Below are 21,845 nucleotides of genomic sequence, written 5' to 3'. Positions count from 1 at the left end.
TCATTAATATACGTACGGGAAAGTAAATAACGGCTGGAATACCAAATAACCAATTGGCAAAGCCTTGTGGCATTACATAAAATGCGACCTGCTTTACCCAAAATATAAACTCAACATACTGCGCTAAAAAGTCATTAAGCGATAAGCTTAAAAGTGCTAATTCATTACTTATTAAAACCCATAAGGCATATAAGCCAAGCAGACCATCACCCATACTACCAATATAAGATGAGTAGCCTATAAATAATAAAAAGCCGCGCATGGCAAGTCCTTGTTAGCAGTTTCAGCAAGTTAAAATACAAACTGGCTGATCCAAAAAATATTAAAAATGGCTTTGTTAATTGCACCCTTTAGACGTTTTAACTAATTGAATATTATTAACACTTGCGTGTGCTCCACAGTAAAACATGTAGTTAGAGCAATGATAGTTTTCATCCTTAATATTCAAACCATTCTCATCAAATTCTAGCTCAAACTTACAGTTAATATCGTATTCGGGCTCTTGCTCTTCAAACACCAGTTTTTTACCCTTTAGTACTAAAGGTAATGGTTCTGTCGTCCCTTCTAACGGGGCTGTGATAGTGCAAATATGAAAGTTAAAGCCCCAGATAAGACCTTCTGTAAAATATTTATCGTCTTTTTTAAATATATTTATATAGCTCGTTTTTAATTTAAAACGCTCGTTACTTTCGCTCCCATCGTCGTTGAGCATAGGGATCGCGCTAGTTATTTTGTCTGTTCTTGAATAGCATCCTTCAAATGAGCCTGCATGTGAATATCCACTAAGGACCGCACTTGCTAGAATAAAAGCTTTTTTAATCATCACTCGCTCCTTGCTGTAATGTTAATTTCCCTCAAAAAAACGCCCTCTATCGTCTGTCATTTTTACTGGTAAACCATTACCAACCATAAAGTGATAAAAACGCAAATCATCAATCAAGTCAGGGGCTGATATTTCTATGTCTCGGTAAGTCGCGTCTCTAAATTTAAACCTTAATGTATGCTCAAACCGTTTCGTTTGACAATAAAGTACTTCTTCTAGCTCAGACACCTTTATATTTATACCAAGTAATTTAAATTCACCATTCGCAATATCAATAGCTTGTGATTGCTTATTATTTGTAGATAGCCATTCAATAACCACTCCTAAAGAAGATAATCCAAACAAATATAAAAACTGATGCAATAAAGGTTTTTCGTTAATTACTTCCATGTAAAATAGCAAAATGACAATAAATAATGCTGATAAAGCCAAACTATAGACTATTTTAAATCCGGGTAATTTTTTTTGCCTAGGCAAAGCTGCCATAATTAATATCCTGATTAATCTACATAACTCACTTTTGTTCCCGCTAAATGATCATGTAAACATCGTTTATCTTTTCCAAATATAAATAATGGATTAACAAAACCAGCTATAAACTGACCTACCGAAGGGACAAGTCATAATAGTTGCATAGAAAGCATGCGTTTAAAGTAAATTGTAGTAAAGCTTGCTTGTGTACCGTCTAAATTTTCAATACGGATAGACATTAAAGATTTACCAATTGTTTGTCCGCGTTGGTACATAAGGTAACCATGAAGCACTAACGTGCTTAATATGCCATAACCTAGCAAACCTGCAGATAAAGCAAGTGTTGGTTGGCTTAAATTATCAAACCCTACGAGCATGAATACAGGTATAAAACAAACAACACCTAAAACGCCATCAACAATAGCAGCCACTAGCCTATCTGAGCGCGTTGCTTTTTCTCCTGCTACTTTTGATACAATATTTTCAGATGGGCTCTGTGCTTCTCGCGTTTTAATTAAGTCGTCTATTTCTTTTGCTCGATCTGGGTAGGCTTCGCGATCTATAGCTCTCGCTGATGAGTAAAGCTCATCTAAAGTGTAGGTAGAAAAATCAATTTTAGAGTCCATAAAAGCTAAGTCCGTATCTTCTTTTCATCGTAATTTAACATAATTAATTTAAGTTAATCAATTATTTATGTGTTTTTAATAACATACCATAACGTGTTGGCGTTTTTACAATTTGACCTGCAAGCGTGCTGGTATGTCCTGCTAAATCTAGCGCATCAGTAGGCTCTTTTATATTTATTATACCAATCAGCTTAATTAAGTGAGCTATTTTGAGATAAGAAAATCGTGTCGATAACAAGGCAAAAATTTCGTTATTTAGTTGTTCTATATCAGAAATTTTTAACACAGTTAGCGACAGGTTTAAGCCCTTAAATTGATCAAGTACTATTGCTGATTGGTATTATACGGCCATTAAAAAACATGTCCCCTTGGTCAGGTTTAACCACACCATAAAGCATTTTCATTAATTTGCTTTTACCAGCCCTATTTCCCCCTTTAGATTTAAATAGTAAAAGCATTCGCTTCACCGTGCTTTATTTTTAAAGCGACTCCGTTATTACCTATACCTCGACAATTTAACCCAACCGCCCTTAACTGACCAAGCGGTCAACAATGGCATAGTAACTGCAATAAGCTAATTAAAGATTAAAAAGTATTTTTCTTACCCGTGCGCAAACAACAAGAAAAAACATACGCCAAGCCTTTATGTATCAGGGCTTTATAAAAATTAAGGGGGTCTGTGTGATTCAATTTTTATTAAATAACACGCCAATTGAAGTACAAGAATGTTCGCCAAGTCTCACCATTTTGGACTGGCTTCGCACCAAAAAAGGGAAAGTGGGCACCAAAGAAGGATGTGCAACTGGCGACTGTGGCGCGTGCACAATTTTAGTGGGTGAAGAGCGTATAAATGCAAACGGGCAAACTAGTTGGCAATACAAAACAATGAACAGCTGTTTATTGTTATTAGGTAATGCGCATGCAAAACATATAGTAACGGTAGAGGCTGTGACTACTGGCTTATACCCAAACTTAACCGATTTACACCCCGTACAACGTGCACTGGTGGAGTGCCATGGTTCGCAATGTGGTTTTTGCACGCCCGGTATAATAATGAGTTTGTTGGCTCTTTATATTAATGAGCCAACGTACCCTGGTAAAAAAGCGGTTATTCATGCACTTGGCGGTAACTTATGCCGTTGTACAGGTTATAGCCCTATATTACTTGCAGCCGAAAAAGCCTATAGCTATGAGCGTAAAGCTGAACCTTACTCAGCAATGGCCGCTCAATTTAAAGCATCACTTAATACGCAATATGATGACGATATTCCATTTTTAAAAAATGGTCCTCGCAAATTTTACTTACCACAAACTGCCCAACAACTTGTTGAGCTAAAAGCGCTTTATCCTTATGTACATTTAGTTGCTGGTGGCACCGACTTTGCCATTGAGCTTAGCCAAAACATGCTCTTACCAGATGTAATTATCTCCCTTAGCCAAGTAAAGGAGCTTTGCACCTTGGCAGATAATAACGGTGAGCTACACATTGGTGCAGCACTACCTTATAGCCAATTTGTTGAGGTATTTTATAACCATTACCCAGAGTCAAAAGAGCTATTTGAACGCTTAGGATCAAGCCAAGTACGTAACAGCGGCACACTCGGTGGCAGCATAGGGAATGCCTCTCCGATTGGCGATCCAGCTCCCCTTTTAATCGCTCTTAATGCATCAATGGATTTATTAAGCAGCGCTGGTACGCGCACTATTAAAGTTGCCGACTACTTTATTGATTACAAAAAAACAGTGCTTAAAAGCGATGAAGTAATAAGTAAGTTCACCATCCCAAAGCGCCCAGAGTCGCTAAAACTGGCGTGTCATAAAATATCAAAACGCTTTGAAGACGATATATCTACCGTGTGTTTGGTACTTGCTATAGAGCATTCACAAAACATGATTACTCAAGCCCGCTGCGCTATGGGCGGTATGGCTGCTATTCCTAAGCGCGCACAGCATATTGAGCAAAAGCTGATATCTCAATCATTACAAGTAAGTAGCTTTATAGATGCAGCAACGGCTATTAACGATGACTTTACGCCCATGAGCGATGTAAGAAGCAGTGCACATTATCGCACTACGGTAAGCAAAAACTTATTACAACGCATTGGTATTGAGTTTTGTGAGCCGCAAGCACGCAACAATAACAACATTGCCATTACGAGGATCTCACATGCGTCACTTTGAAATGGATAAACTAAAAGCGCAAGGTGGTAGCGTTGGACAATCTAAATATCACGAAAGCGCTATTAAACAAGTTTGTGGAAGTGCAAATTTTGCCGACGATAATCCTGAGCCTTACGGTTGCCTGCATGCCTACCCAGTGCTCGCCCCTGTTACAAGCGGCTTTATTAAATCAATTGATACAAGTCTCGCACTGGCAGTTAAAGGCGTTAAACGTATTTTATCGGCAGAAGATGTACCGGGTAAATTAGATATTGGCCCGGTATTTCCTGGTGATGTATTACTCACTAGCCATGAGATTCAATACCACGGACAACCAGTATTAATTGTCGTTGCCGACACCTATGAAATAGCGCGTCGCGCTGCACGCTTAGTGGTTATTGAGTGCGAGCAAACTACACCCATACTTGATATTAAAGAAGCCATTAGCAAAGAGCATTGGGTGAGGCCGCCCCATTCAATTAACCGTGGTAACAGCGAACAAGCCATTAATAACGCAGCCCACCAGCTTAAAGGCGAAATAAACATAGGCGGGCAAGAACACTTTTATTTAGAAGGCCAAATAGCGCTGGCGCAACCTGATAACGACGGGGGCATTCATGTTCAATGCTCTACGCAACACCCTACTGAGGTGCAGCACTTAGTTGCTAAAATTTTAAAAAAGCCATTTAGCTTTGTAAACGTAGAAACCCGCCGTATGGGCGGTGCTTTTGGCGGCAAAGAAACCCAAGGCGCACCATGGGCATGCCTTGCAGCCCTTGCGGTTTATTACCTTGGCTGCGCAGTAAAAATGCGCCTAGCCCGCAGCGACGATTTTAAATTAACCGGTAAACGCCACCCTTTTTATAACCAATACCATGTTGGTTTTGACGAAAATGGTTTAATAGAAGGTGCCGACATTACCGTAAATGGGTTTTGTGGCTACTCGCCTGATTTATCTGATGCAATTGTAGATCGCGCCATGTTTCATGCCGATAACGCCTACTACTACCCAGCCGCCACAATCAAGGGTAATCGCTGTAAAGTAAATACCGTAAGCCATACCGCATTTAGAGGATTTGGTGGCCCGCAAGGAATGACTATGGGCGAGCTAATAATGGACGATATAGCAGCCAAATTAGGTAAAGATCCGCTTGAGATCCGAAAACTTAATTTATACAAGAAAGGCCGCGACACCACGCCGTACCATCAAACCGTAGAGCAACATATTTTAATAGATATGATAAACCAGCTTGAGGAGTCGGGTGACTACTGGGCACGTAAAACTGCTATTAAAGAGTTTAATGCCACGTCGCCTATTATCAAAAAAGGCCTTGCGATGACGCCGGTTAAATACGGTATATCGTTTACTGTACAACACTTAAACCAAGCCGGTGCATTAGTACATGTATATAGCGATGGCTCTATACATTTAAACCACGGTGGCACCGAAATGGGCCAAGGGCTCAACACCAAAATTGCGCAAATTGTGGCCCATGGCTTTGGGGTCGATTTTAACGCGGTAAGTATTAGTGCTACGCGTACCGACAAAGTGCCAAACACCTCGCCAACAGCGGCTTCAAGCGGTACCGACTTAAACGGTATGGCGGCGCTAAATGCAGTAAACACAATAAAAGAGCGCTTAATTGATTTTATTACCGAGCACTTTGAAGTAGACAGCCAAAGTATTACATTTAAAGATAACCTCATTACTTTTAGCAAAGGGGAAATTAGCTTTAGCGAACTTGCAAATCTTGCTTACATGAATCGTATATCGCTTTCATCAACGGGTTATTACGCCACACCAAAAATTCATTACGACAGAGCCAAAGGCGAAGGCCGCCCATTTTTTTACTACGCTCACGGCGTAGCACTGAGTGAAGTAGAAGTAGATACCCTAACCGGCGAAAACACGGTAACCCGCGTTGATATACTGCACGATGTAGGCAGTTCAATTAATCCAGCACTTGATATAGGGCAAATTGAAGGCGCCTTTGTACAAGGTATGGGCTGGCTAACAACCGAAGACTTACAATGGAATGATAAAGGCCAGCTTGCAAGCTTTGGTCCTGCTAACTACAAAATACCAGCCATTGGCGATACACCCGCCGAATTTAACGTAAATTTATATAACTCTGCCAATCCAGAAACCACCGTATTTAGATCAAAAGCTGTAGGCGAGCCGCCGTTTATGTTGGCCTTTAGTGTATGGAGCGCGATTCGTAATGCCATAAGCAGTGTGGCTGATTACAAATACACAGCCCCACTGGATACACCCGCAACCCCAGAGCGAGTATTGAGTGCAATTGAGCAAACCGCTAGCTGGTTTAAGGAGCATCAACATGACTAATTTAAACCAGTCTTTTCAAGGTTTTCATACTCAAAATTGGGCGCAGGCAATTAACGAGCATGAACAAAGCGGCACCAATTATGTAATTGCCACGGTACTTGGCACCAATGGCTCAACCCCACGCGGCACAGGCTCTAAAATGGTAATAAGCGGCGAGCATATTTACGACACCCTTGGCGGTGGCCATCTTGAGTACGTAGTAATAGAAAAAGCCCGCGAACTACTTTCCAAAGGCGAAGCCGCCCAAGTAATTGAGCAATTTAACCTAGGTGCAAATTTAGGCCAGTGCTGCGGCGGGGCTGCCACCGTTATGCTTGAATGCATGCAATGCGAGCGCTTTACCCTCGACATTTACGGCGCAGGCCACGTAGCACAGGCGCTTATTGGTATATTGGCACAACTACCTATGCGCATACGCTGGATAGATAGCCGCGCCGATGTATTCCCACAGGCTATTCCAAATAACGTAGTAAAAGTGGTTGATGAAGAACCAACAGAGCAAGTAAAACGTGCGCCTAAAGCTAACAATTACTTAATATTAACCCATAACCACCAGCTCGACTTTGCACTCACCCAAGCCATTATTAAACGCGCCGATGCCAATTGGCTTGGTGTAATTGGCTCTGACACTAAAGCCAAACGCTTTAAGCAGCGCCTAGCACATCGCGATTTTACAGCCGTTCAAATACAGCAAATGACCTGCCCTGTTGGGCTTAATAACATTTCGGGCAAATTACCAATGGAAGTGGCTATTTCGATTAGTGGACAGCTAATTGCCCTTTATCAGGCTATGCAAACCCAAGCGCCAAAACGCCAAGGCTTGCAGTGGCGCACACTAAAAAATGCCTTAATTAGCACCACGCAGGAGGAAGTAGACGCATGAGCAGCTTACAAATAAATACGCTAAATGATGCACAAGCAAAACAAGCATTTGAGCATTGCTGCGCGGCCCCTAACTGGGTGGCAGCCATGGTAAAAGCAATGCCATTTAAAAGTGCTCAACAGCTGTTTGAATGCGCAAAAAGCATATGGGATAGCCTTGGCGAGAGCGACTATTTAGCTGCCTTTGAAGGCCACCCGCAAATAGGTGACTTATCAACCCTTAGCAAAAAATACGCTGCTACCGCACAAAAAGCGGGGCATGAGCAATCAGGTATGAGCAAAGCAAACGAAGCCGTACTTACCAAAATGATTACCCTTAATAAAGAGTACCTGAACAAGTTTGGCTTTATTTTTATTGTGTGCGCCACCGGTAAAACGGCCGAACAAATGCTTGAACTCATAGAGCAGCGCATACACAACACCCGCAGTACAGAGCTAAATATAGCCGCGGGCGAACAAGCCAAAATAACAAAAATAAGATTGGAGTCACTGCTATGAATAAAAGTATGAACAAAAGCCCTATTACCACCCATATACTTGATACCAGCACCGGAAAACCTGCAGCAAACGTTGCTGTTAAGCTATTTAAACTTACAAATAACGAATGGGTACAACTAACCCAAGGCACAACCGATACCGATGGGCGAATTACCGACTGGCTAAATACAGAAGTAGAATTTGCAACCTATAAACTGGTATTTGATTTAGATAGTTATTACCAAAACCAACCTACCCCTGCGTTTTACCCAGAGGCGCAAATAGCTTTTAGATTACAAGATACTAAACATCATCATATCCCATTGTTGCTTAGCCCGTTTGGCTACTCTACATACAGAGGTAGCTAACGATGAGCACACAAAACAATAATAACTTAACAGTAGTTTGTGCTGATATACTCGACTTTGTTGACGACCCTGCCATTGCTGGCGAAAACGCCCATCGTTTTTTTGAAAAAGGCGCATTAGTTATCAAGCACGGCAAAGTAGTTAAACTTGGCTACGAGCAAGACATACTGCCAACGATTGATAAATCAGCGCGTGTTATCCGCCACGATGGTAAGCTCGTTATGCCTGGTATGATTGACACCCACATACACTTACCACAAACCGAAATGGTGGGTGCATACGGCGAGCAACTGCTAAGTTGGCTAACCGAGTATGCGTTTCCGACAGAGAAAAAGTTTACGTGTAAGCATTATTCAAAAGAGATCTCTAATCGCTTTTTAGACGAGCTGCTGCGCAATGGCACAACCACCGCCCTTGTATTTGGCACTGTGCACCCGCAATCGGTTGATGCGTTTTTTAAAGAATCACAAAAACGCAATTTACGTATGATTGCCGGTAAAGTAATGATGGATCGTAACTGCCCTGACGACTTATCTGATTGCGCGCAAACAAGCTATGACGAATCTAAAGCCCTAATAAAAAAATGGCACAATGTTGACAGGCTAAGCTACGCAGTTACGCCGCGTTTTGCCCCCACATCAACCCCAGAACAATTACAAAAATGCACTCAGTTACTTGAAGAATACCCAGACACCTACCTGCACACTCATCTATCAGAAAACAAAGACGAGTGCGAATGGGTTAAAGGGCTATTTCCAGAAGCTGAAGATTACCTTGGCGTTTACGAGCAAGCAAAAATGGTGCGTAAACGCTCAGTATTTGCCCATAGTATTCATTTATCTGAGCGCGAACTTTGCTGCCTTGCAGATAACAATGCGGCTATATCGCACTGCCCTACCTCAAACCTATTTTTAGGATCAGGACTTTTAAATTTAAAAGCCTGTGAAGAGCACGGCATAAACGTAGGCATGGGTACCGATGTAGGCGCAGGAACAAGCTTTTCTATGCTACAAACAGGTAACGAAGCTTACAAAATCCAACAGTTACAAGGTCAAAAGTTTTCAGCATTTAAAGGGCTGTATTTAGCAACACTCGGCGGTGCTAGAGCGCTCGATTTAGAAGGGACAATTGGTAATTTTGAAGCCGGCTGTGAGGCCGATTTTATTGTAATGGATTGTTCAGCAACTTCGTTTTTAAAATTTAGAATACAACATGCCAAAACCCTACATGAAAAACTATTTGTAATAATGATGTTAGGCGACGACCGCTGCGTTGAGCAAACCTACATTATGGGTAAAAGTGTGTATAAGCGCGATGATAGCAATCAATTTTCAGACACCCGCTCACCGGTATTAGAAGAGGCTTAACCGTTATGGAAAACTATTTATTTGAGCTTGCTCATTTAGTACTGCGTTATTTTCATGTTATTGCTGGTATAGCCTGGATTGGCGCTTCATTTTATTTTGCATGGCTTGATAACAACCTACAAACACCACCGCAGTGGAAAATAGATAAAGGCATAAAAGGCGATTTATGGGCCGTGCATGGCGGTGGCTTTTACGAAGTGGCTAAGTATCAAAATGGGCCTGAAAAAATGCCCCATACCCTGCATTGGTTTAAGTGGGAAGCCTATACAACCTGGATCACCGGTGTTTTATTATTTAGCTTACTTTATTATGTAGGCGCCGATGTTTACCTAATCGATAACAGTAAAAGTGAGCTAAGTAAATTTGCAGCTATTGGCGCATCACTTGGTTTTATTGGCTTAGGCTATGGTGTTTATCGTTTATTGTGTAAAACCCCGCTCGTTGAAAACGGTAAAGCGTTTATTGCTGTGGTTATTGGTTTATTAGCTCTGTGGACTTATGGGGTTGATCAACTATTTAGCGACCGCGCTGTGTATATTCATGTAGGTGCGCTTATTGGCACGTGTATGGTTGGCAATGTGTATCACATTATTATGCCAGGGCAACGCTATATGGTAAGTGAAGTAGAAGCCGGCCGTATTCCCGAATCGCTCCCAGGACTAAAAGCCAAGCAATGCTCGATACATAATAACTACGCCACGTTACCAGTGGTATTTATTATGCTTAGCAATCACTTTCCTTACACGTATAGCCACAACTTTGGCTGGCTTATTTTAATTGCGCTGTTTGGTATTGGTATGTGGATACGCCATTACTTTAACTTAAAACATCAAGGCGTTAATAAACCTTCAGTACTTATAAGTGGTATTGCAGCATTTTTTGCTCTTATGTTAGCAATAGCTCCGTGGCCTAGCAGCCCAACAAATGCAGACGAAAACGCGCCTTTACAAGCAAGTATCACCGACGTACAAGCGTGGGATGTAATCAGCAAACACTGTACGCAGTGCCATAGTGAAACACCGACCTCTGAGCTTTTTCAAACAGCGCCACTTGGTTTTAAACTTGATTCAATTGAACAGGTAAAAAAGTCGCAAGTACTTGTTCATACCCGCGCCGTAGTAACCAAAGACATGCCACTGGCTAATATGACCAAGATGACAGACACAGAGCGCGAAATGCTCGGGTCTTGGCTCACGGCACTTAAAAAGGAGCAATAATATGAGCGAGCAATTTAAAAACTACCCGCGCGATTTAATTGGTTATGGCCCAGATGTACCCCATGCAAATTGGCCCAATAAAGCACGTATTGCCGTGCAAGTGGTATTAAATTACGAAGAAGGCGGCGAAAACTGTGTATTACATGGTGATGCAGCGGCCGAAACATTTTTATCTGAAATAGTAAGTGCTCCCCATGTAGAAGACCGCCATATAAGCATGGAGTCTATTTACGAATATGGCTCGCGCGCGGGCGTGTGGAGGTTACTGCGTTTATTTAAAAAATACGATATACCGGTCACCATTTTTGCGGTTGCCATGGCCCTTGAGCGCCACCCCGATGTAGCTAAAGCCTTTGTTGAAGCAGGGCACGAGATTGCAAGCCATGGCCTGCGCTGGATTAATTATCAAAATATAGATAAGCAAACTGAACGCGAGCACATGCAAAAAGCCATTGAGATTATTCAAACGCTTACGGGTAAAAAGCCCAAAGGCTGGTATACCGGCCGAACTAGCCCAAATACCGCAGCCCTTGTGGCGGAAAATGGCACGTTTTTATATGACGCCGACGATTACAGCGACGATTTGCCCTTTTACAGTATTAAAGAAGGTAAGCCACAACTCATTGTGCCCTACACGCTTGATGTAAACGACATGCGCTTTGCTGCCGTACAGGGTTTTAATGCCGGCGATCAGTTTTTTAATTACTTAAAAGATGCATTCGATACGCTATACGAGGAAGGCGACCCAGAAGGTGAAAACGCCCCAAAAATGATGTCGATAGGTTTGCATTGCCGCTTAATTGGCAGACCAGGAAGAGTAAAGGCATTGGCACGGTTTTTAAAATATGCCCGCTCTCATGAGCAGGTATGGTTTGCCACGAGAGAGCAAATAGCCGAGCACTGGCTTAAAACCCACCCGTATAAAAAAGCATAGTTATACTCCATTCAAAATAAATTCTAATTGCTTATTATACCATCGTAAAACATAAAAAAGCCCAGCAATGCTGGGCTTAAATTACTTTAGGAGTAGTGAAATTTATTCAAAAGAAACGGTGATGATATTCGAACACACATTTTCTGTTACACATAATTGGTAATCGTACGATGGTAATGTAGCTCCACGCACGTAATCACGGTAGCGTCCGTTATCTGCAGTGGTATCAACTAACTCACCATTACGGTAAACGCTTAATGACTCTGCACCCACTTCTTCCCAGCTAAGTTCTACACGCATCGTACCTAGGCGTGTTTTGTTAGCGCGTTTTAAGTTCAGTTCAAGGGTCACGTCACTTACAACAACGGTTTGGGTAAATGTATCTGTATTACCTTCACTGTCAGTAACAGTTAGTTCTACATCGTAACTACCCGATTGCGCATATGCATGCACAGGGCTTGAATCTGTTGATGTAGCGCCATCGCCAAAGCTCCAGCTCCACTGTGTAATGTCGTTATTGGCATCATTGCTTGTATCTACAAACGAGGCTGTTAAACCTTGCGTATCAACAGTAAAGCCTGCACGTGGCGGTTGTGCACTTACTTCGCCTATAGCGCTAAGCGTAAGTGACCAGCCATTAATATTACCTGTGTCTGCACCCGCTGTATCCACAGCATTTAACGTCCAGTCGCCTGTTGCTACTTCACTGTTAAATACGCTTGATGTAAATGTTTTAACAATATCATCTTCGCTGCCACCTTCATTACTCTGTAAAGTTACCTCAGAGCCTTGTGGTGAAATTAGCGTAAGGACTATATCGCCAGACCAAGTATGCGTAATATTTACATCAACAGAAGTACCAAAAACAGTTAAATCATCTGAAATTGTAATTACCGAATTAGCACCTTGTGGATCATTATCAGGAATCGCCACATTTTCTTCGCTAGTATAGGTGTAGTCATTTAAACCAGCAGGTTGAAGCATTAAGCTTACTGTTTTTTCTTTAACAATATCATCTGATGTTGCTGTAACAGTAAACTCATAATTACCCCATGGCGTATTTCCATTGGTCTCAACACTAAGCTGTACTGTTTCGCCAGGGCTTGCAGTTAGCTCTGATAAATATGCACCAGTTAGGCTAGATTCTAGTTCAAGCGTTACTTCACCATCCCACTGAGCAATAGAACCAATTTCAAACGTATAAGTTGCAGACTCACCAACTGTTATTTGTTGTGACGCTGGCGTCACAGACATTTTAAAGCTTGGCGTTGGATCGGCATCTAATAACGCCTGATTTGCGTTTAGGCGCGTGCCCGCAAGCGTTTTACCTTGAAGTGCAGCATTAGCGTCACCGCTACTCATTAGTAACGCTTTAAGCTCTGATGTTGTTAAATCAGGGTTTACTGACAACACAAGAGCAGCAACACCGGCAACATGGGGTGTTGCCATTGAAGTACCTGAGTAATTTGCATAGCCATTACCCGGAACTGTTGACAAAATACCAGAGCCTGGTGCTCCCATGTCAACACTTGTCGCGCCCCATTGTGAAAAGTCTGATAAGTTATCATTGCTATCAGTACTGGCAATTGCTAATACACTCTCGTGTTCATAACTTGATGGATAGTGAGGGTTTGCATCATTATCAACTTCGTCATTACCAGCAGCAGCAACAAATAATATGTCAGCTTGCTCACTAACAGTCATAGCATCCGCTAACGCTTGGCTATAACCGCCACCGCCCCAGCTATTGTTTAAAACACGTAAGTTTACACCTGAGTTTTTAAGATTAACCATATAGTCGATACATTTTATTGCATCTGATGTTGAACCATTACCAGCGGCATCTAAAAACTTACAACCAACAATAGAAACTTCATGGTTTACACCCACAACACCTGTAGAATTATTACCGCTTGCACCAATAGTGCCTGATACGTGGGTACCGTGACCTTGGTCATCCATTGGGTCGCCAGCATCCGTAATTGCATTAATACCGTGAATGTCGTCTATGTAACCATTGCCGTCATTATCAATACCATCGCCTGCAATTTCATCAGTGTTAATCCACGCATTGTCAGCTAAATCAGGGTGACTGTAGTCAACACCAGTATCAATAACACCAACTACAACATCGCGACTACCAATTGAGATTTCCCATGCTTCTGGGGCATCAATATCTGCATCGGCAATGCCGCCTGTTTGCCCTTCATTATTTAGGCCCCAAAGTTCATCAAAACGTGGATCGTTAGGTGTATTGGCAGCAATACTAACGCGGTAATCTGGCTCAACATATTCAATTGCTTGATGAGACTTTAAACGCTCAATAGCTTCTTTAGTACTCATGCCAGATACTTTAAATTTAGCAAGGCGACCTGAGAATAATGATGTGAAGTTATCATCAACTTCATCATTATTTAAATCTGTAATTTTTGCTTTAACCAAGCTTCGTGCTTGTTTACGCATTTGAGGTGTTGCATTTTTTTTATATTTAACAATAACAGAGTCACTACTTGCAGCTGCTTGTGGAAGAGCTCCTGCATCAGGTAATTTAGCCGAAGCCAAACAAGGTAGTAAAGCAAGCGTAATAATAGATAATTTTGTTTTCATTGTTCTATCCATAGTTGGGTTAGCTTAGAAGCACTAAGCGGGTTTGTTCACTATTTCAAGTACAAGGGATCACGTGGCAAGTTATAAGCAAACTAGTAAATACGATATTTGACAAGTTAAAAAGTTAAAAAGAATTAAAAATCATAAATTTTGACCAGTTTGGCTATAAAAAAAACACTAAACACAGTCATTTTAATGAACTGCCTCATTACAACCTTACCCATTATAGGGTCAAACTTTTTTACTGCTTTTTCTTACTATTATATTAAAACCCACCAGTTACACACATAATCCAATGATAATAAAAGGTTAATTATTTGGTAAAAAATGATGATTTAAGAAAATGAAATAGGGGAATACAGTTAATGGGTGATTATGAATTTGAGCTTAAACTTTGTTAGTTCAATATTTATGACAAATTAAAACTTAATTATTTATAGTCACATATTACGCTTCACCTATTTCTAAAGTTACGCAAGCGGATCACAAAAAATATATCGGCACGGCATGCTGAAACAACAAATACCTTATTAAAACCTATAACATTTAGGGTATTTGATTTTAATATTTCAAGGAGAAAATAATGAAGTTGAATAAATCACTTTTAAGTTGTGCTGTTGCAATAGCAATGGGTACCAGCTTTGCCTCATATGCAGATACCGACAACAAATCAGCATCAAACTCAGAACTTAGTACAAAAATATCTATACTTAGCACCGCTAATTCAATGACATTGGCACAATCGCAAAATAATAACACCGCGATTTTAATGCAAGAGGGAGATAGTAATACTATTGAGGTTTCGACTACTGGAAACGAGAACACAACAGAAGTTACTCAATTACAATCAGGTAATTATGTTGGCGTAACAACAATTGGTAACAACAACGAGCAAGTATATGCCCAAGATGGCGTTGCCAACGGTGTAATTACCGAAGTTACTGGTAATAATAATTACCTAAATGTTTTGCAAAGTGGCCAAGGCTTTTTTGTAAACAACGAAGCTGTCAACATGATTGTTGGTGACGACAATATCGTTGATGTAGAGCAAGGCACTGGTGGTCATTGGTTTTACAACTTAGATATGAAAGGTAATGGCAACGAAATCAGTTCATTACAAACAGGTGAGTGGCATGAAGCTGAATTAACCTCTGTAATGGGCGATCAGAATAGTCTGAGTCTTGAGCAAAACGGTTACTGGAATACCTTCAAAGTGAGTTCTTTACAAGGCAATGATAACGAGCTTGATATTGAACAAGACGGCGATCGTAATACTGTTACCTTCACTGATATTTTAGGCGATGCAAATGAGCTTTCAATTGAACAAGAAGGCAATACTAACGCAGTAACATTTGTAGCTGTATTAGGCGATGAAAACGAAATTGATTTAGACCAAGAAGGTTCTTTAAATACTATCGAATCAAACTTATTCGAAGGTCAAAACAACGAAGTTACAGTAACTCAGGTTGATTTAAGCAACTCAACAACTGTTGATATTATTGGTGACGATAATGAATTAACGGCTACACAAGTTGGCTTATTAAATGATGCTTACATGGGCGTTTTAGGTACCGATAACGAATTTATGATTAACCAAGTAGGTGAATCAAATTCAGCACACGTTGTTAACTTTAATGGGTCTGAAAATGACGTTAACGTTATTCAGTCTGGCCAAGAAAACACTGCTGTTGTTGAGTCTTCATATCCTGATATATCTCTAACATCAAACGACAACGATATCGATATTATGCAAAATGGTTCTCAAAACGAAGCCATGGTTACACTTGCAGGTATTTTAGATAGCAACATGAACCAAATTGACCTAGCTCAAACAGGTGAAATGAACGTAGTTGATATGATGGTTGAAGGTAATGGCCACAGCATTGATATTTCACAAACTGGCGAAGGTAACTGGGTAGTTGGAATGGATCAACCTGCATTTTTAGTAGGTGGTGAAAACGTTTCGTTTAGCGTAACTCAAATGGGTAACGATAACATTGTTGAAGGCGCCGTAATTGGTTTCAACAGCACTGTTTCAGTGACCCAAATTGGTGACGGTAACGTGACTTCTATTACTCAAATGTAATTATTGAGGTTGGGGAGAGCAACTCTCCCCATTTAGTTATGCATAATAATAAAAACCATTACCAAGTATTATTACTTACGCTTTCTCTGTTTTTAATGCCCGCATCTTATGCCGCTGAAGAGTTGGAGATTGACGGCCTACTACTTGATAGGAGTATTAGCCGCTTTGGTCATCAGTTCTATTTTGAGTTTTCTAATTACTGGCGAGATCTCCCTTCAACTGCAGGTTTTAACATTGAAATTAAAGAAACGGTCATTCCAAAAGCAGGCACAAAGCTGTCGTTAATAATGAATAACCAACTTGTTTACGTAACTTACTTAGGTAGACGATTAGAGCCTTTAAATGAGCGTGTGGAGCAGGCTGTTTATACAGTGATAGATGCAATGGCTCGCGAAAACATGGCAGTGTCAACACCCGATATGGCTAAAGATGGATGGTAAAATGAAAAATATAGCCCTTATAATAATAACAACATTAAGCTTTTCAGCAGCAGCAACTGAAATAATTTACACCCCAATTAACCCAAGCTTTGGTGGTAACCCACTCAATGCAAATATGCTGCTGAGTAAAGCCCAAGCTCAAAACAAGCATAAAGCACCGGTAGTAGAAAAAGGTTACGCTGAACAATTTCAAGAAACTCTAGAGCGCACCTATTTAAATCGTATGGTAAGAGAAATTACCGATATGGCATTTGGTGAGGACATAGAAGATAGCCTTTTCAATCAAGACTCCATATTTATGAGTGGCGATTATCAAATTGAAGTTATAACCAGCACAACCGATTCTATTACAGTAAGAATAACAAATATAATTGATGACACCGTGGTGATCATTGAAGTACCGAGGTTTGGATAATGTATAAACTACTAATAACAATAATATTAATAGGATTGAGCGGTTGTGCGAGCCTAGGGAACTTAATCCCACCATCGCAACAAAAAGCAGTTAGTTTAGAGCCAACCGAATTATTCGCAGATCTGAAAAACTTACCTAAACCGGTCGGGAGTATTCCTGTATCAGTGTACTCATTTAGAGATCAAACAGGTCAATATAAGCCACAAACTAACGTTAGCTCATTCTCGACTGCCGTTACTCAAGGTGCTAACTCAATACTCATACAAGCATTACATGAATCTGATTGGTTTACGCCGGTAGAGCGTGAAGGTTTACAAAACATTTTAACTGAGCGAAAAATTATTCGTGCAGGCCAAGCCGATAATCCTAACCAAGCTGATTTACCTCCACTAACAACCGCTAAAATCATTTTAGAGGGCGGTATCATAAGCTACGACACTAATGTAAAAACAGGTGGTTTGGGTATGGAATACTTTGGTATAGGCGCATCAGAGCTTTACCGCGAAGATGCTATTTCAATATACTTACGCGCTGTTGATGTTCGTACAGGACAAGTACTACTGAGTGTAGCCACCAGCAAAAAAGTACTTAGCCAAGAAATGCGTGCAGGCTTTTTTAGATACGTGAGCTACAAACGACTAGCAGAAGCAGAAGCAGGCTTTAGCGACAATGAACCTATGAGTATTTGTGTTACCCAAGCAATAGAAAAAGCACTCACAGATCTCATAACAAAAGGTATTGATAAAGGCTTATGGGCTAAAAAACCAGCATAAACTGACTTCCTAAATTAACTAAAGGCTACATATTGTAGCCTTTATAGGTTGTGTGATTAGTAAGTTGAAAGTACTTCGCTAACCCAACCCTTATAAAAAATCTAGAGGATAAATTTTTTACTTTAATAACTTTAATAATGTATTGGTGGCTTTACTCTTATTTAGCCATTGGCAGCAAAACCGATATATAGCGCTGCGCCCAATTAGCAAGCTCCACCCTGTTGCGTGAGTTAGTTTTTTTAAACGCACTGTATAAATGTGTTTTTACAGTGTGGTCGCTAATGTTAAGTTTATCAGCGATTGTATTGTTACTCGCCCCCTGTGCAATTAAATGAATAACAGACTTTTCTCGTTTTGTTAAATGATCGTAATCGTCCTGCTTTAATTCAATGTCGTCGTGTAAGCTATTAAACGACGATGCCACGGCTAAAATATCGTTAAAAGCTTTTGAAATCACTTTACGCGTAAACCACAGCTCGCCAGTATTAACACGAAGTAACCCTTTAAAAATATCTTCAGGTGGATCAGATTTATAAAAAACACCATTAAAATGGTTAAGCAATAAGTTTTGCTCGCACACATCTTCTTTATCAACATTAAAAATGACAACGCTATAGTGTTTAGCTAAACAAATAAGGTCAGTCGGAATAAGGTCTTGCCATTTGCTTTTAGCACCATCTATTAAAAACAAATCATAATTTGCACGCTGCTCAGCTTTAGGAATAACATCGTCCATTTTAATATCACCAAACAAGGCCTGTAGTGTTCTTAAAATAGCAGTGTAGTTGTGTGAATGAAAAGATGATTGAAATGTAGTTTTTACGAATACTGAGTTTTTATGGGGCATAAATTTCGTCCTTGAAACATTTACACTACATTACCTAAATCAAATACAACTTACAATGAGATTTTGGTATTAAAATAAAGCTACCGCTTCTCACCCTAAAACAGATAAAAACCTTTTAAATCAATACATAACCTACATTACCTTTGTTTTTACAATTACTTTTGTAAGATAAATAACAGATCGGATTAGTAGTTTAGTAATTTATAAAATCGAGTCGTTACGCCATTAGTCCAACCAAAACCCTGCTGTACTTGATATTCACCACCACTGGCTAAAACCGCTGGTGTGCACACATTGTATTTTTCGAGTAAGCACTTATTTACTGCAAAATTTTGCTCAACCATATTTACCCAATTTTGCATTATATGTGTACTCAATTGAGTAATACCGTAGTTATTAAGCCCTTTTACCGCAAGCCATTGGAGTGGAGCCCAACCATTTGGACTATCCCACTGCTGAGGCGTTTGAGTAATAGTTGTAACAATACCACCCTTTTTTAAAAATTCATTGGCTAATATTGTAGCTACCTTGATTGCTTGCTCATTACTGGCTAAATTAACAAATAAAGCAGTAGTTGCCGCTGCACTAAGTATTGGAGATTGAGCCGTTGTACGGCAGTTATAATCAACAAAAAAACCGGTTGGTTCATTCCAAAGGTAAGCATTAATAAGCGCCTTGCGATTGCTGGCAAGTAATTGGTAATGCTCTGCTTGTTCACTATTGCCGAGCAATTGAAAGAATTTGCTTAATTGATTCTCTAAGTTATACATAAGGCAGTTTAAATCTATAGGAACAATATCAGTTGTTTGAATAGAGCTTAGTAAATTAGACTCACCAAGCCAACGAGAACTAAAGTCCCAACCCGACTCACATGCAGCGCGAATATTACGATAAAAATCAGATTTTTTCTCCTTCGCCAACCCTTCCGCTAGCGCTAAATCTTCACGCAATGACTCTGCTCTTGGCTCACTTACATCGTCCCAATAACGATTTAAAACACCACCACAAGGCATTCTTACTACCCGCTTTGAGCCCAATAAATCACTCGAAAGCAACTGCGCGTCTTGCATCCAAAATATATATTCTTTTTCAAGTGCTGCAACACACATAGCAAGCCATTGCGTATTGAGTGATTTGCTATGCGTATGTTCCCATAATAACTCGACCATGAGTGCTAAAACCGGTGGCTGCGAGCGTGATAAATAATAGCGACGGTTACCATTTGGAATACAACCATAATCGTTAATTAAATCGACAAAGTTAAGTAGCATATCTTCAACTACATCACCTTTATCTGCATCGATTAAGCCCAATGCTGTAAAATAACTATCCCAATAGTAAATCTCTTGAAAGCGCCCGCCAGGCACAATATAGCTGTGCTTTAGTGCTAGTAATGAATCTTGCTTCGGGGTATCCGCCTCTCTTCTAAGGCCACTCCATAACGAGTCTATATAATGTTTAACCGATGACGTATCAGCCTCAGTGCCCATTGCTAGCACTGGGGAAGTAATAAAGTGTGCGTTTACAAACTCACTAAGCTGCGTATTAGTTAAAGGCGCTAATTGTTCATAGCTTTTACATGCACTTTGCCAATTAACACGCGCAATTGCATCTGCGAATGTTTTACAGTCGCTAAATACATGCTGCATTTGAACATCTTTAAATAATTGGCTGTCAAAAAAACTCATAACTTTCCTTACTGTTAAGCTGTCGTTGCGTGTTGTGAGATAGCGTCGGTTCGTTTTTTGAAAAAAATCACGCTAATAAAAATCAAACTAATGGGAACCAAAGAAAGGTAAAACGCATGCTGGCCACTAAAGTGCTCAAATACATAACCAGTTATTATTGAGCCTGTTGTTCCACCAAGTGCTGAAAAAACTACAATTAAGCCAGTCATAGCGGCATGACGATGTTTTTCAAGAGCGCTGAGCATAACTGAGTTAAGTACCGGATAAATAGGCGCCATGAAAAAACCAATTAACGGTAAAATAAATGCAGCAAGTGGTGCATCAAATAAGCTAATTACTGTATTTTCAGTAACATTCTCAGTAAGCGGTAGGGTAATAAGTATGAGGCCGGCCATCGCAATTAAACAACTGCTCAATACAACAAACCAGTGAATGTGTTTAAGTACTTGCCCTGCTACTAAGCGCCCAAATGCAAGTGCCGCAGCAAAAATACTGGCCAGCTGAATACTAATAGCTATAGGAAGTTTTAAAACTTCATTATTGAATGTGGGTAGCCAAGTACCTACGCCCTGCTCAATTAATACGTATAAAAAAGCACTAATTATAAATATGAGTACCAACGGTTGATATGTTAGCTTAAGCATGGCGATAAAATCGAACCAACAGGAGCGTTTAGTTTTACTTATAATGGCGGGCTTTATAGGCGCAGCAATTACGCTCGCTATAACGATTAGGGCCAGAGCTGCTAGCAAGTAATAAACGTTGAGCCACGCGGTTGAATCGTTTGGATCTATAAAAGCAGTAAAAATCCAATAGCCACTTAACACACCAACCATGAAAATGCCCTCAATGGTGTTTAACAATGAAGAGTGGCTATTTGCATCATCTGTCACTTGGCCGATAATAGAGTAAACCGACACTTTAACCACAGCAAAGCCACAACCAATGGCGGCAAATAAAATTTTAAACGCATAAAAGTCACTAATTAAAGCCGTACTTACACAAGCAAGGGCAACAACAGTAAGTGCCCCAAGCATAGCCAGTTTATAGCCTAGGCGAGGAATAAACGAAGCCACTACAAATGACATTATCGCAATGGATAAATCTTTAAACCCCTCAAGCACTGAAGCTTCTGTTTTACTTACCCCAAGGGTATTTATTGCCTGCAAAATAACGGTGCCCACGCTATTTAACAAAATAGCGAAAATAAAGTAACTTGCTGCAATTGCCAGTGTGACTTTTGTTTTACTCATAATTGCCCTCGCTTTACAGCGTTATTTAAACGCTATAACGACCTTTATTGTATGCCCATAACGA

At 40.4% G+C, this 21,845-nt stretch carries 21 protein-coding genes; 12 read left to right on the top strand and 9 right to left on the bottom strand.

Annotated elements, in window-relative coordinates:
• The 5 genes from CXF76_RS09605 to CXF76_RS09585 form a co-directional block, all read right to left on the bottom strand.
• The coding region (locus CXF76_RS09605) for a hypothetical protein (RefSeq protein ID WP_101163536.1) at positions 1–262 on the bottom strand (262 nt) is incomplete at its 3' end.
• A 75-nt stretch (positions 263–337) separates the two neighbouring features.
• Positions 338–823, bottom strand: a complete 486-nt coding sequence (locus CXF76_RS09600) for a hypothetical protein (protein WP_232785113.1) — start codon at positions 821–823, stop codon at positions 338–340.
• A 21-nt stretch (positions 824–844) separates the two neighbouring features.
• A complete protein-coding gene (locus CXF76_RS09595; protein ID WP_101163535.1) occupies positions 845–1,309 on the bottom strand; it encodes a hypothetical protein in 465 nt (154 codons plus the stop codon).
• A 134-nt stretch (positions 1,310–1,443) separates the two neighbouring features.
• Complete coding sequence (locus CXF76_RS09590) at positions 1,444–1,920, bottom strand: RDD family protein (protein WP_232785112.1); 477 nt, start codon at positions 1,918–1,920, stop codon at positions 1,444–1,446.
• Between the two features lie 61 nt (positions 1,921–1,981).
• On the bottom strand, positions 1,982–2,206 hold the full coding sequence (locus CXF76_RS09585; RefSeq protein ID WP_101163534.1) for a hypothetical protein: 225 nt from the start codon (positions 2,204–2,206) through the stop codon (positions 1,982–1,984).
• Between the two features lie 395 nt (positions 2,207–2,601).
• Here CXF76_RS09585 and xdhA point away from each other — a divergent pair, with 395 nt between their 5' ends.
• The 8 genes from xdhA to puuE are packed head-to-tail and all read left to right on the top strand — an operon-like array spanning position 2,602 to position 11,672.
• Positions 2,602–4,101: a xanthine dehydrogenase small subunit gene (xdhA, locus tag CXF76_RS09580; RefSeq protein WP_101163533.1), complete on the top strand. Its 1,500-nt coding sequence runs from the start codon at positions 2,602–2,604 to the stop codon at positions 4,099–4,101.
• Positions 4,088–6,427 (top strand): xanthine dehydrogenase molybdopterin binding subunit, encoded by a 2,340-nt coding sequence (gene xdhB / locus CXF76_RS09575; RefSeq protein WP_101163532.1) that lies wholly within the window; start codon positions 4,088–4,090, stop codon positions 6,425–6,427. Before xdhA ends, xdhB begins: the two co-directional genes overlap by 14 nt.
• Positions 6,420–7,310: a xanthine dehydrogenase accessory protein XdhC gene (gene xdhC, locus CXF76_RS09570; RefSeq protein WP_101163531.1), complete on the top strand. Its 891-nt coding sequence runs from the start codon at positions 6,420–6,422 to the stop codon at positions 7,308–7,310. The genes xdhB and xdhC overlap by 8 nt, the downstream gene beginning before the upstream one ends.
• Positions 7,307–7,807 carry a 2-oxo-4-hydroxy-4-carboxy-5-ureidoimidazoline decarboxylase gene (gene uraD, locus CXF76_RS09565; protein ID WP_101163530.1) on the top strand — a complete coding sequence of 167 codons (501 nt, stop codon included), beginning with the start codon at positions 7,307–7,309 and terminating at the stop codon, positions 7,805–7,807. The genes xdhC and uraD overlap by 4 nt, the downstream gene beginning before the upstream one ends.
• Positions 7,804–8,154 (top strand): hydroxyisourate hydrolase, encoded by a 351-nt coding sequence (gene uraH / locus CXF76_RS09560; RefSeq protein ID WP_101163529.1) that lies wholly within the window; start codon positions 7,804–7,806, stop codon positions 8,152–8,154. The genes uraD and uraH overlap by 4 nt, the downstream gene beginning before the upstream one ends.
• A 2-nt stretch (positions 8,155–8,156) precedes the next feature.
• Positions 8,157–9,521: a guanine deaminase gene (gene guaD / locus CXF76_RS09555; RefSeq protein ID WP_101163528.1), complete on the top strand. Its 1,365-nt coding sequence runs from the start codon at positions 8,157–8,159 to the stop codon at positions 9,519–9,521.
• Positions 9,522–9,526: 5 nt separating this feature from the next.
• Positions 9,527–10,738, top strand: a complete 1,212-nt coding sequence (locus CXF76_RS09550) for a urate hydroxylase PuuD (protein ID WP_024591985.1) — start codon at positions 9,527–9,529, stop codon at positions 10,736–10,738.
• Position 10,739: 1 nt separating this feature from the next.
• The gene (gene puuE, locus CXF76_RS09545; protein WP_024591986.1) at positions 10,740–11,672 is read left to right on the top strand and encodes an allantoinase PuuE; all 933 of its coding nucleotides are present in this window, start codon (positions 10,740–10,742) and stop codon (positions 11,670–11,672) included.
• Between the two features lie 102 nt (positions 11,673–11,774).
• Here the strand turns inward: puuE and CXF76_RS09540 are convergent, their stop codons facing one another.
• Positions 11,775–14,279, bottom strand: coding sequence for a S8 family serine peptidase (locus CXF76_RS09540; RefSeq protein WP_101163527.1), 2,505 nt, complete (start codon positions 14,277–14,279; stop codon positions 11,775–11,777).
• A gap of 583 nt (positions 14,280–14,862) precedes the next feature.
• On the opposite strand from CXF76_RS09540, the gene CXF76_RS09535 reads away from it, so the two are divergent.
• The 4 genes from CXF76_RS09535 to CXF76_RS09520 are packed head-to-tail and all read left to right on the top strand — an operon-like array spanning position 14,863 to position 17,993.
• Complete coding sequence (locus CXF76_RS09535) at positions 14,863–16,365, top strand: curlin (protein ID WP_024607312.1); 1,503 nt, start codon at positions 14,863–14,865, stop codon at positions 16,363–16,365.
• A 38-nt stretch (positions 16,366–16,403) separates the two neighbouring features.
• Entirely contained in the window at positions 16,404–16,805 is a 402-nt protein-coding gene (locus tag CXF76_RS09530) for a curli production assembly/transport protein CsgE (RefSeq protein WP_101163526.1), read from the top strand.
• Complete coding sequence (locus tag CXF76_RS09525) at positions 16,795–17,220, top strand: curli assembly protein CsgF (protein WP_007584408.1); 426 nt, start codon at positions 16,795–16,797, stop codon at positions 17,218–17,220. The genes CXF76_RS09530 and CXF76_RS09525 overlap by 11 nt, the downstream gene beginning before the upstream one ends.
• On the top strand, positions 17,220–17,993 hold the full coding sequence (locus tag CXF76_RS09520) for a CsgG/HfaB family protein (protein WP_101163525.1): 774 nt from the start codon (positions 17,220–17,222) through the stop codon (positions 17,991–17,993). The genes CXF76_RS09525 and CXF76_RS09520 overlap by 1 nt, the downstream gene beginning before the upstream one ends.
• A gap of 157 nt (positions 17,994–18,150) precedes the next feature.
• Here CXF76_RS09520 and CXF76_RS09515 read toward each other — a convergent pair whose 3' ends face one another.
• The 3 genes from CXF76_RS09515 to CXF76_RS09505 all read right to left on the bottom strand — a co-directional run bounded on the left by CXF76_RS09515 (position 18,151) and on the right by CXF76_RS09505 (position 21,781).
• Positions 18,151–18,840: a response regulator transcription factor gene (locus CXF76_RS09515; RefSeq protein ID WP_101163524.1), complete on the bottom strand. Its 690-nt coding sequence runs from the start codon at positions 18,838–18,840 to the stop codon at positions 18,151–18,153.
• 185 nt (positions 18,841–19,025) lie between these two features.
• Positions 19,026–20,528, bottom strand: coding sequence for a trehalase family glycosidase (locus tag CXF76_RS09510; protein WP_024591992.1), 1,503 nt, complete (start codon positions 20,526–20,528; stop codon positions 19,026–19,028).
• A gap of 14 nt (positions 20,529–20,542) precedes the next feature.
• Entirely contained in the window at positions 20,543–21,781 is a 1,239-nt protein-coding gene (locus CXF76_RS09505) for an MFS transporter (protein ID WP_024591993.1), read from the bottom strand.
• Positions 21,782–21,845: the final 64 nt, after the last annotated feature.

This window comes from Pseudoalteromonas sp. 78C3 (assembly GCF_002836695.1).
GTDB lineage: Bacteria > Pseudomonadota > Gammaproteobacteria > Enterobacterales > Alteromonadaceae > Pseudoalteromonas > Pseudoalteromonas arctica.
Note: the sequence above shows the minus strand (reverse complement) of the source record. Positions and strands in the feature narration are given on the sequence as shown.

Excerpts from the sequence above, each read along its gene's own strand:
- CXF76_RS09595 (WP_101163535.1), bottom strand. The coding sequence starts at position 1,309 with ATGGCAGCTTTGCCTAGGCAAAAAAAATTACCCGGATTTAAAATAGTC.
- uraH (WP_101163529.1), top strand. The coding sequence starts at position 7,804 with ATGAATAAAAGTATGAACAAAAGCCCTATTACCACCCATATACTTGAT.
- CXF76_RS09590 (WP_232785112.1), bottom strand. The coding sequence starts at position 1,920 with ATGGACTCTAAAATTGATTTTTCTACCTACACTTTAGATGAGCTTTAC.
- guaD (WP_101163528.1), top strand. The coding sequence starts at position 8,157 with ATGAGCACACAAAACAATAATAACTTAACAGTAGTTTGTGCTGATATA.
- CXF76_RS09520 (WP_101163525.1), top strand. The coding sequence starts at position 17,220 with ATGTATAAACTACTAATAACAATAATATTAATAGGATTGAGCGGTTGT.
- CXF76_RS09600 (WP_232785113.1), bottom strand. The coding sequence starts at position 823 with ATGATTAAAAAAGCTTTTATTCTAGCAAGTGCGGTCCTTAGTGGATAT.
- CXF76_RS09540 (WP_101163527.1), bottom strand. The coding sequence starts at position 14,279 with ATGAAAACAAAATTATCTATTATTACGCTTGCTTTACTACCTTGTTTG.
- uraD (WP_101163530.1), top strand. The coding sequence starts at position 7,307 with ATGAGCAGCTTACAAATAAATACGCTAAATGATGCACAAGCAAAACAA.
- CXF76_RS09550 (WP_024591985.1), top strand. The coding sequence starts at position 9,527 with ATGGAAAACTATTTATTTGAGCTTGCTCATTTAGTACTGCGTTATTTT.
- CXF76_RS09525 (WP_007584408.1), top strand. The coding sequence starts at position 16,795 with ATGGATGGTAAAATGAAAAATATAGCCCTTATAATAATAACAACATTA.
- CXF76_RS09505 (WP_024591993.1), bottom strand. The coding sequence starts at position 21,781 with ATGAGTAAAACAAAAGTCACACTGGCAATTGCAGCAAGTTACTTTATT.
- xdhC (WP_101163531.1), top strand. The coding sequence starts at position 6,420 with ATGACTAATTTAAACCAGTCTTTTCAAGGTTTTCATACTCAAAATTGG.
- CXF76_RS09510 (WP_024591992.1), bottom strand. The coding sequence starts at position 20,528 with ATGAGTTTTTTTGACAGCCAATTATTTAAAGATGTTCAAATGCAGCAT.
- puuE (WP_024591986.1), top strand. The coding sequence starts at position 10,740 with ATGAGCGAGCAATTTAAAAACTACCCGCGCGATTTAATTGGTTATGGC.
- xdhB (WP_101163532.1), top strand. The coding sequence starts at position 4,088 with ATGCGTCACTTTGAAATGGATAAACTAAAAGCGCAAGGTGGTAGCGTT.
- CXF76_RS09530 (WP_101163526.1), top strand. The coding sequence starts at position 16,404 with ATGCATAATAATAAAAACCATTACCAAGTATTATTACTTACGCTTTCT.
- CXF76_RS09515 (WP_101163524.1), bottom strand. The coding sequence starts at position 18,840 with ATGCCCCATAAAAACTCAGTATTCGTAAAAACTACATTTCAATCATCT.
- CXF76_RS09535 (WP_024607312.1), top strand. The coding sequence starts at position 14,863 with ATGAAGTTGAATAAATCACTTTTAAGTTGTGCTGTTGCAATAGCAATG.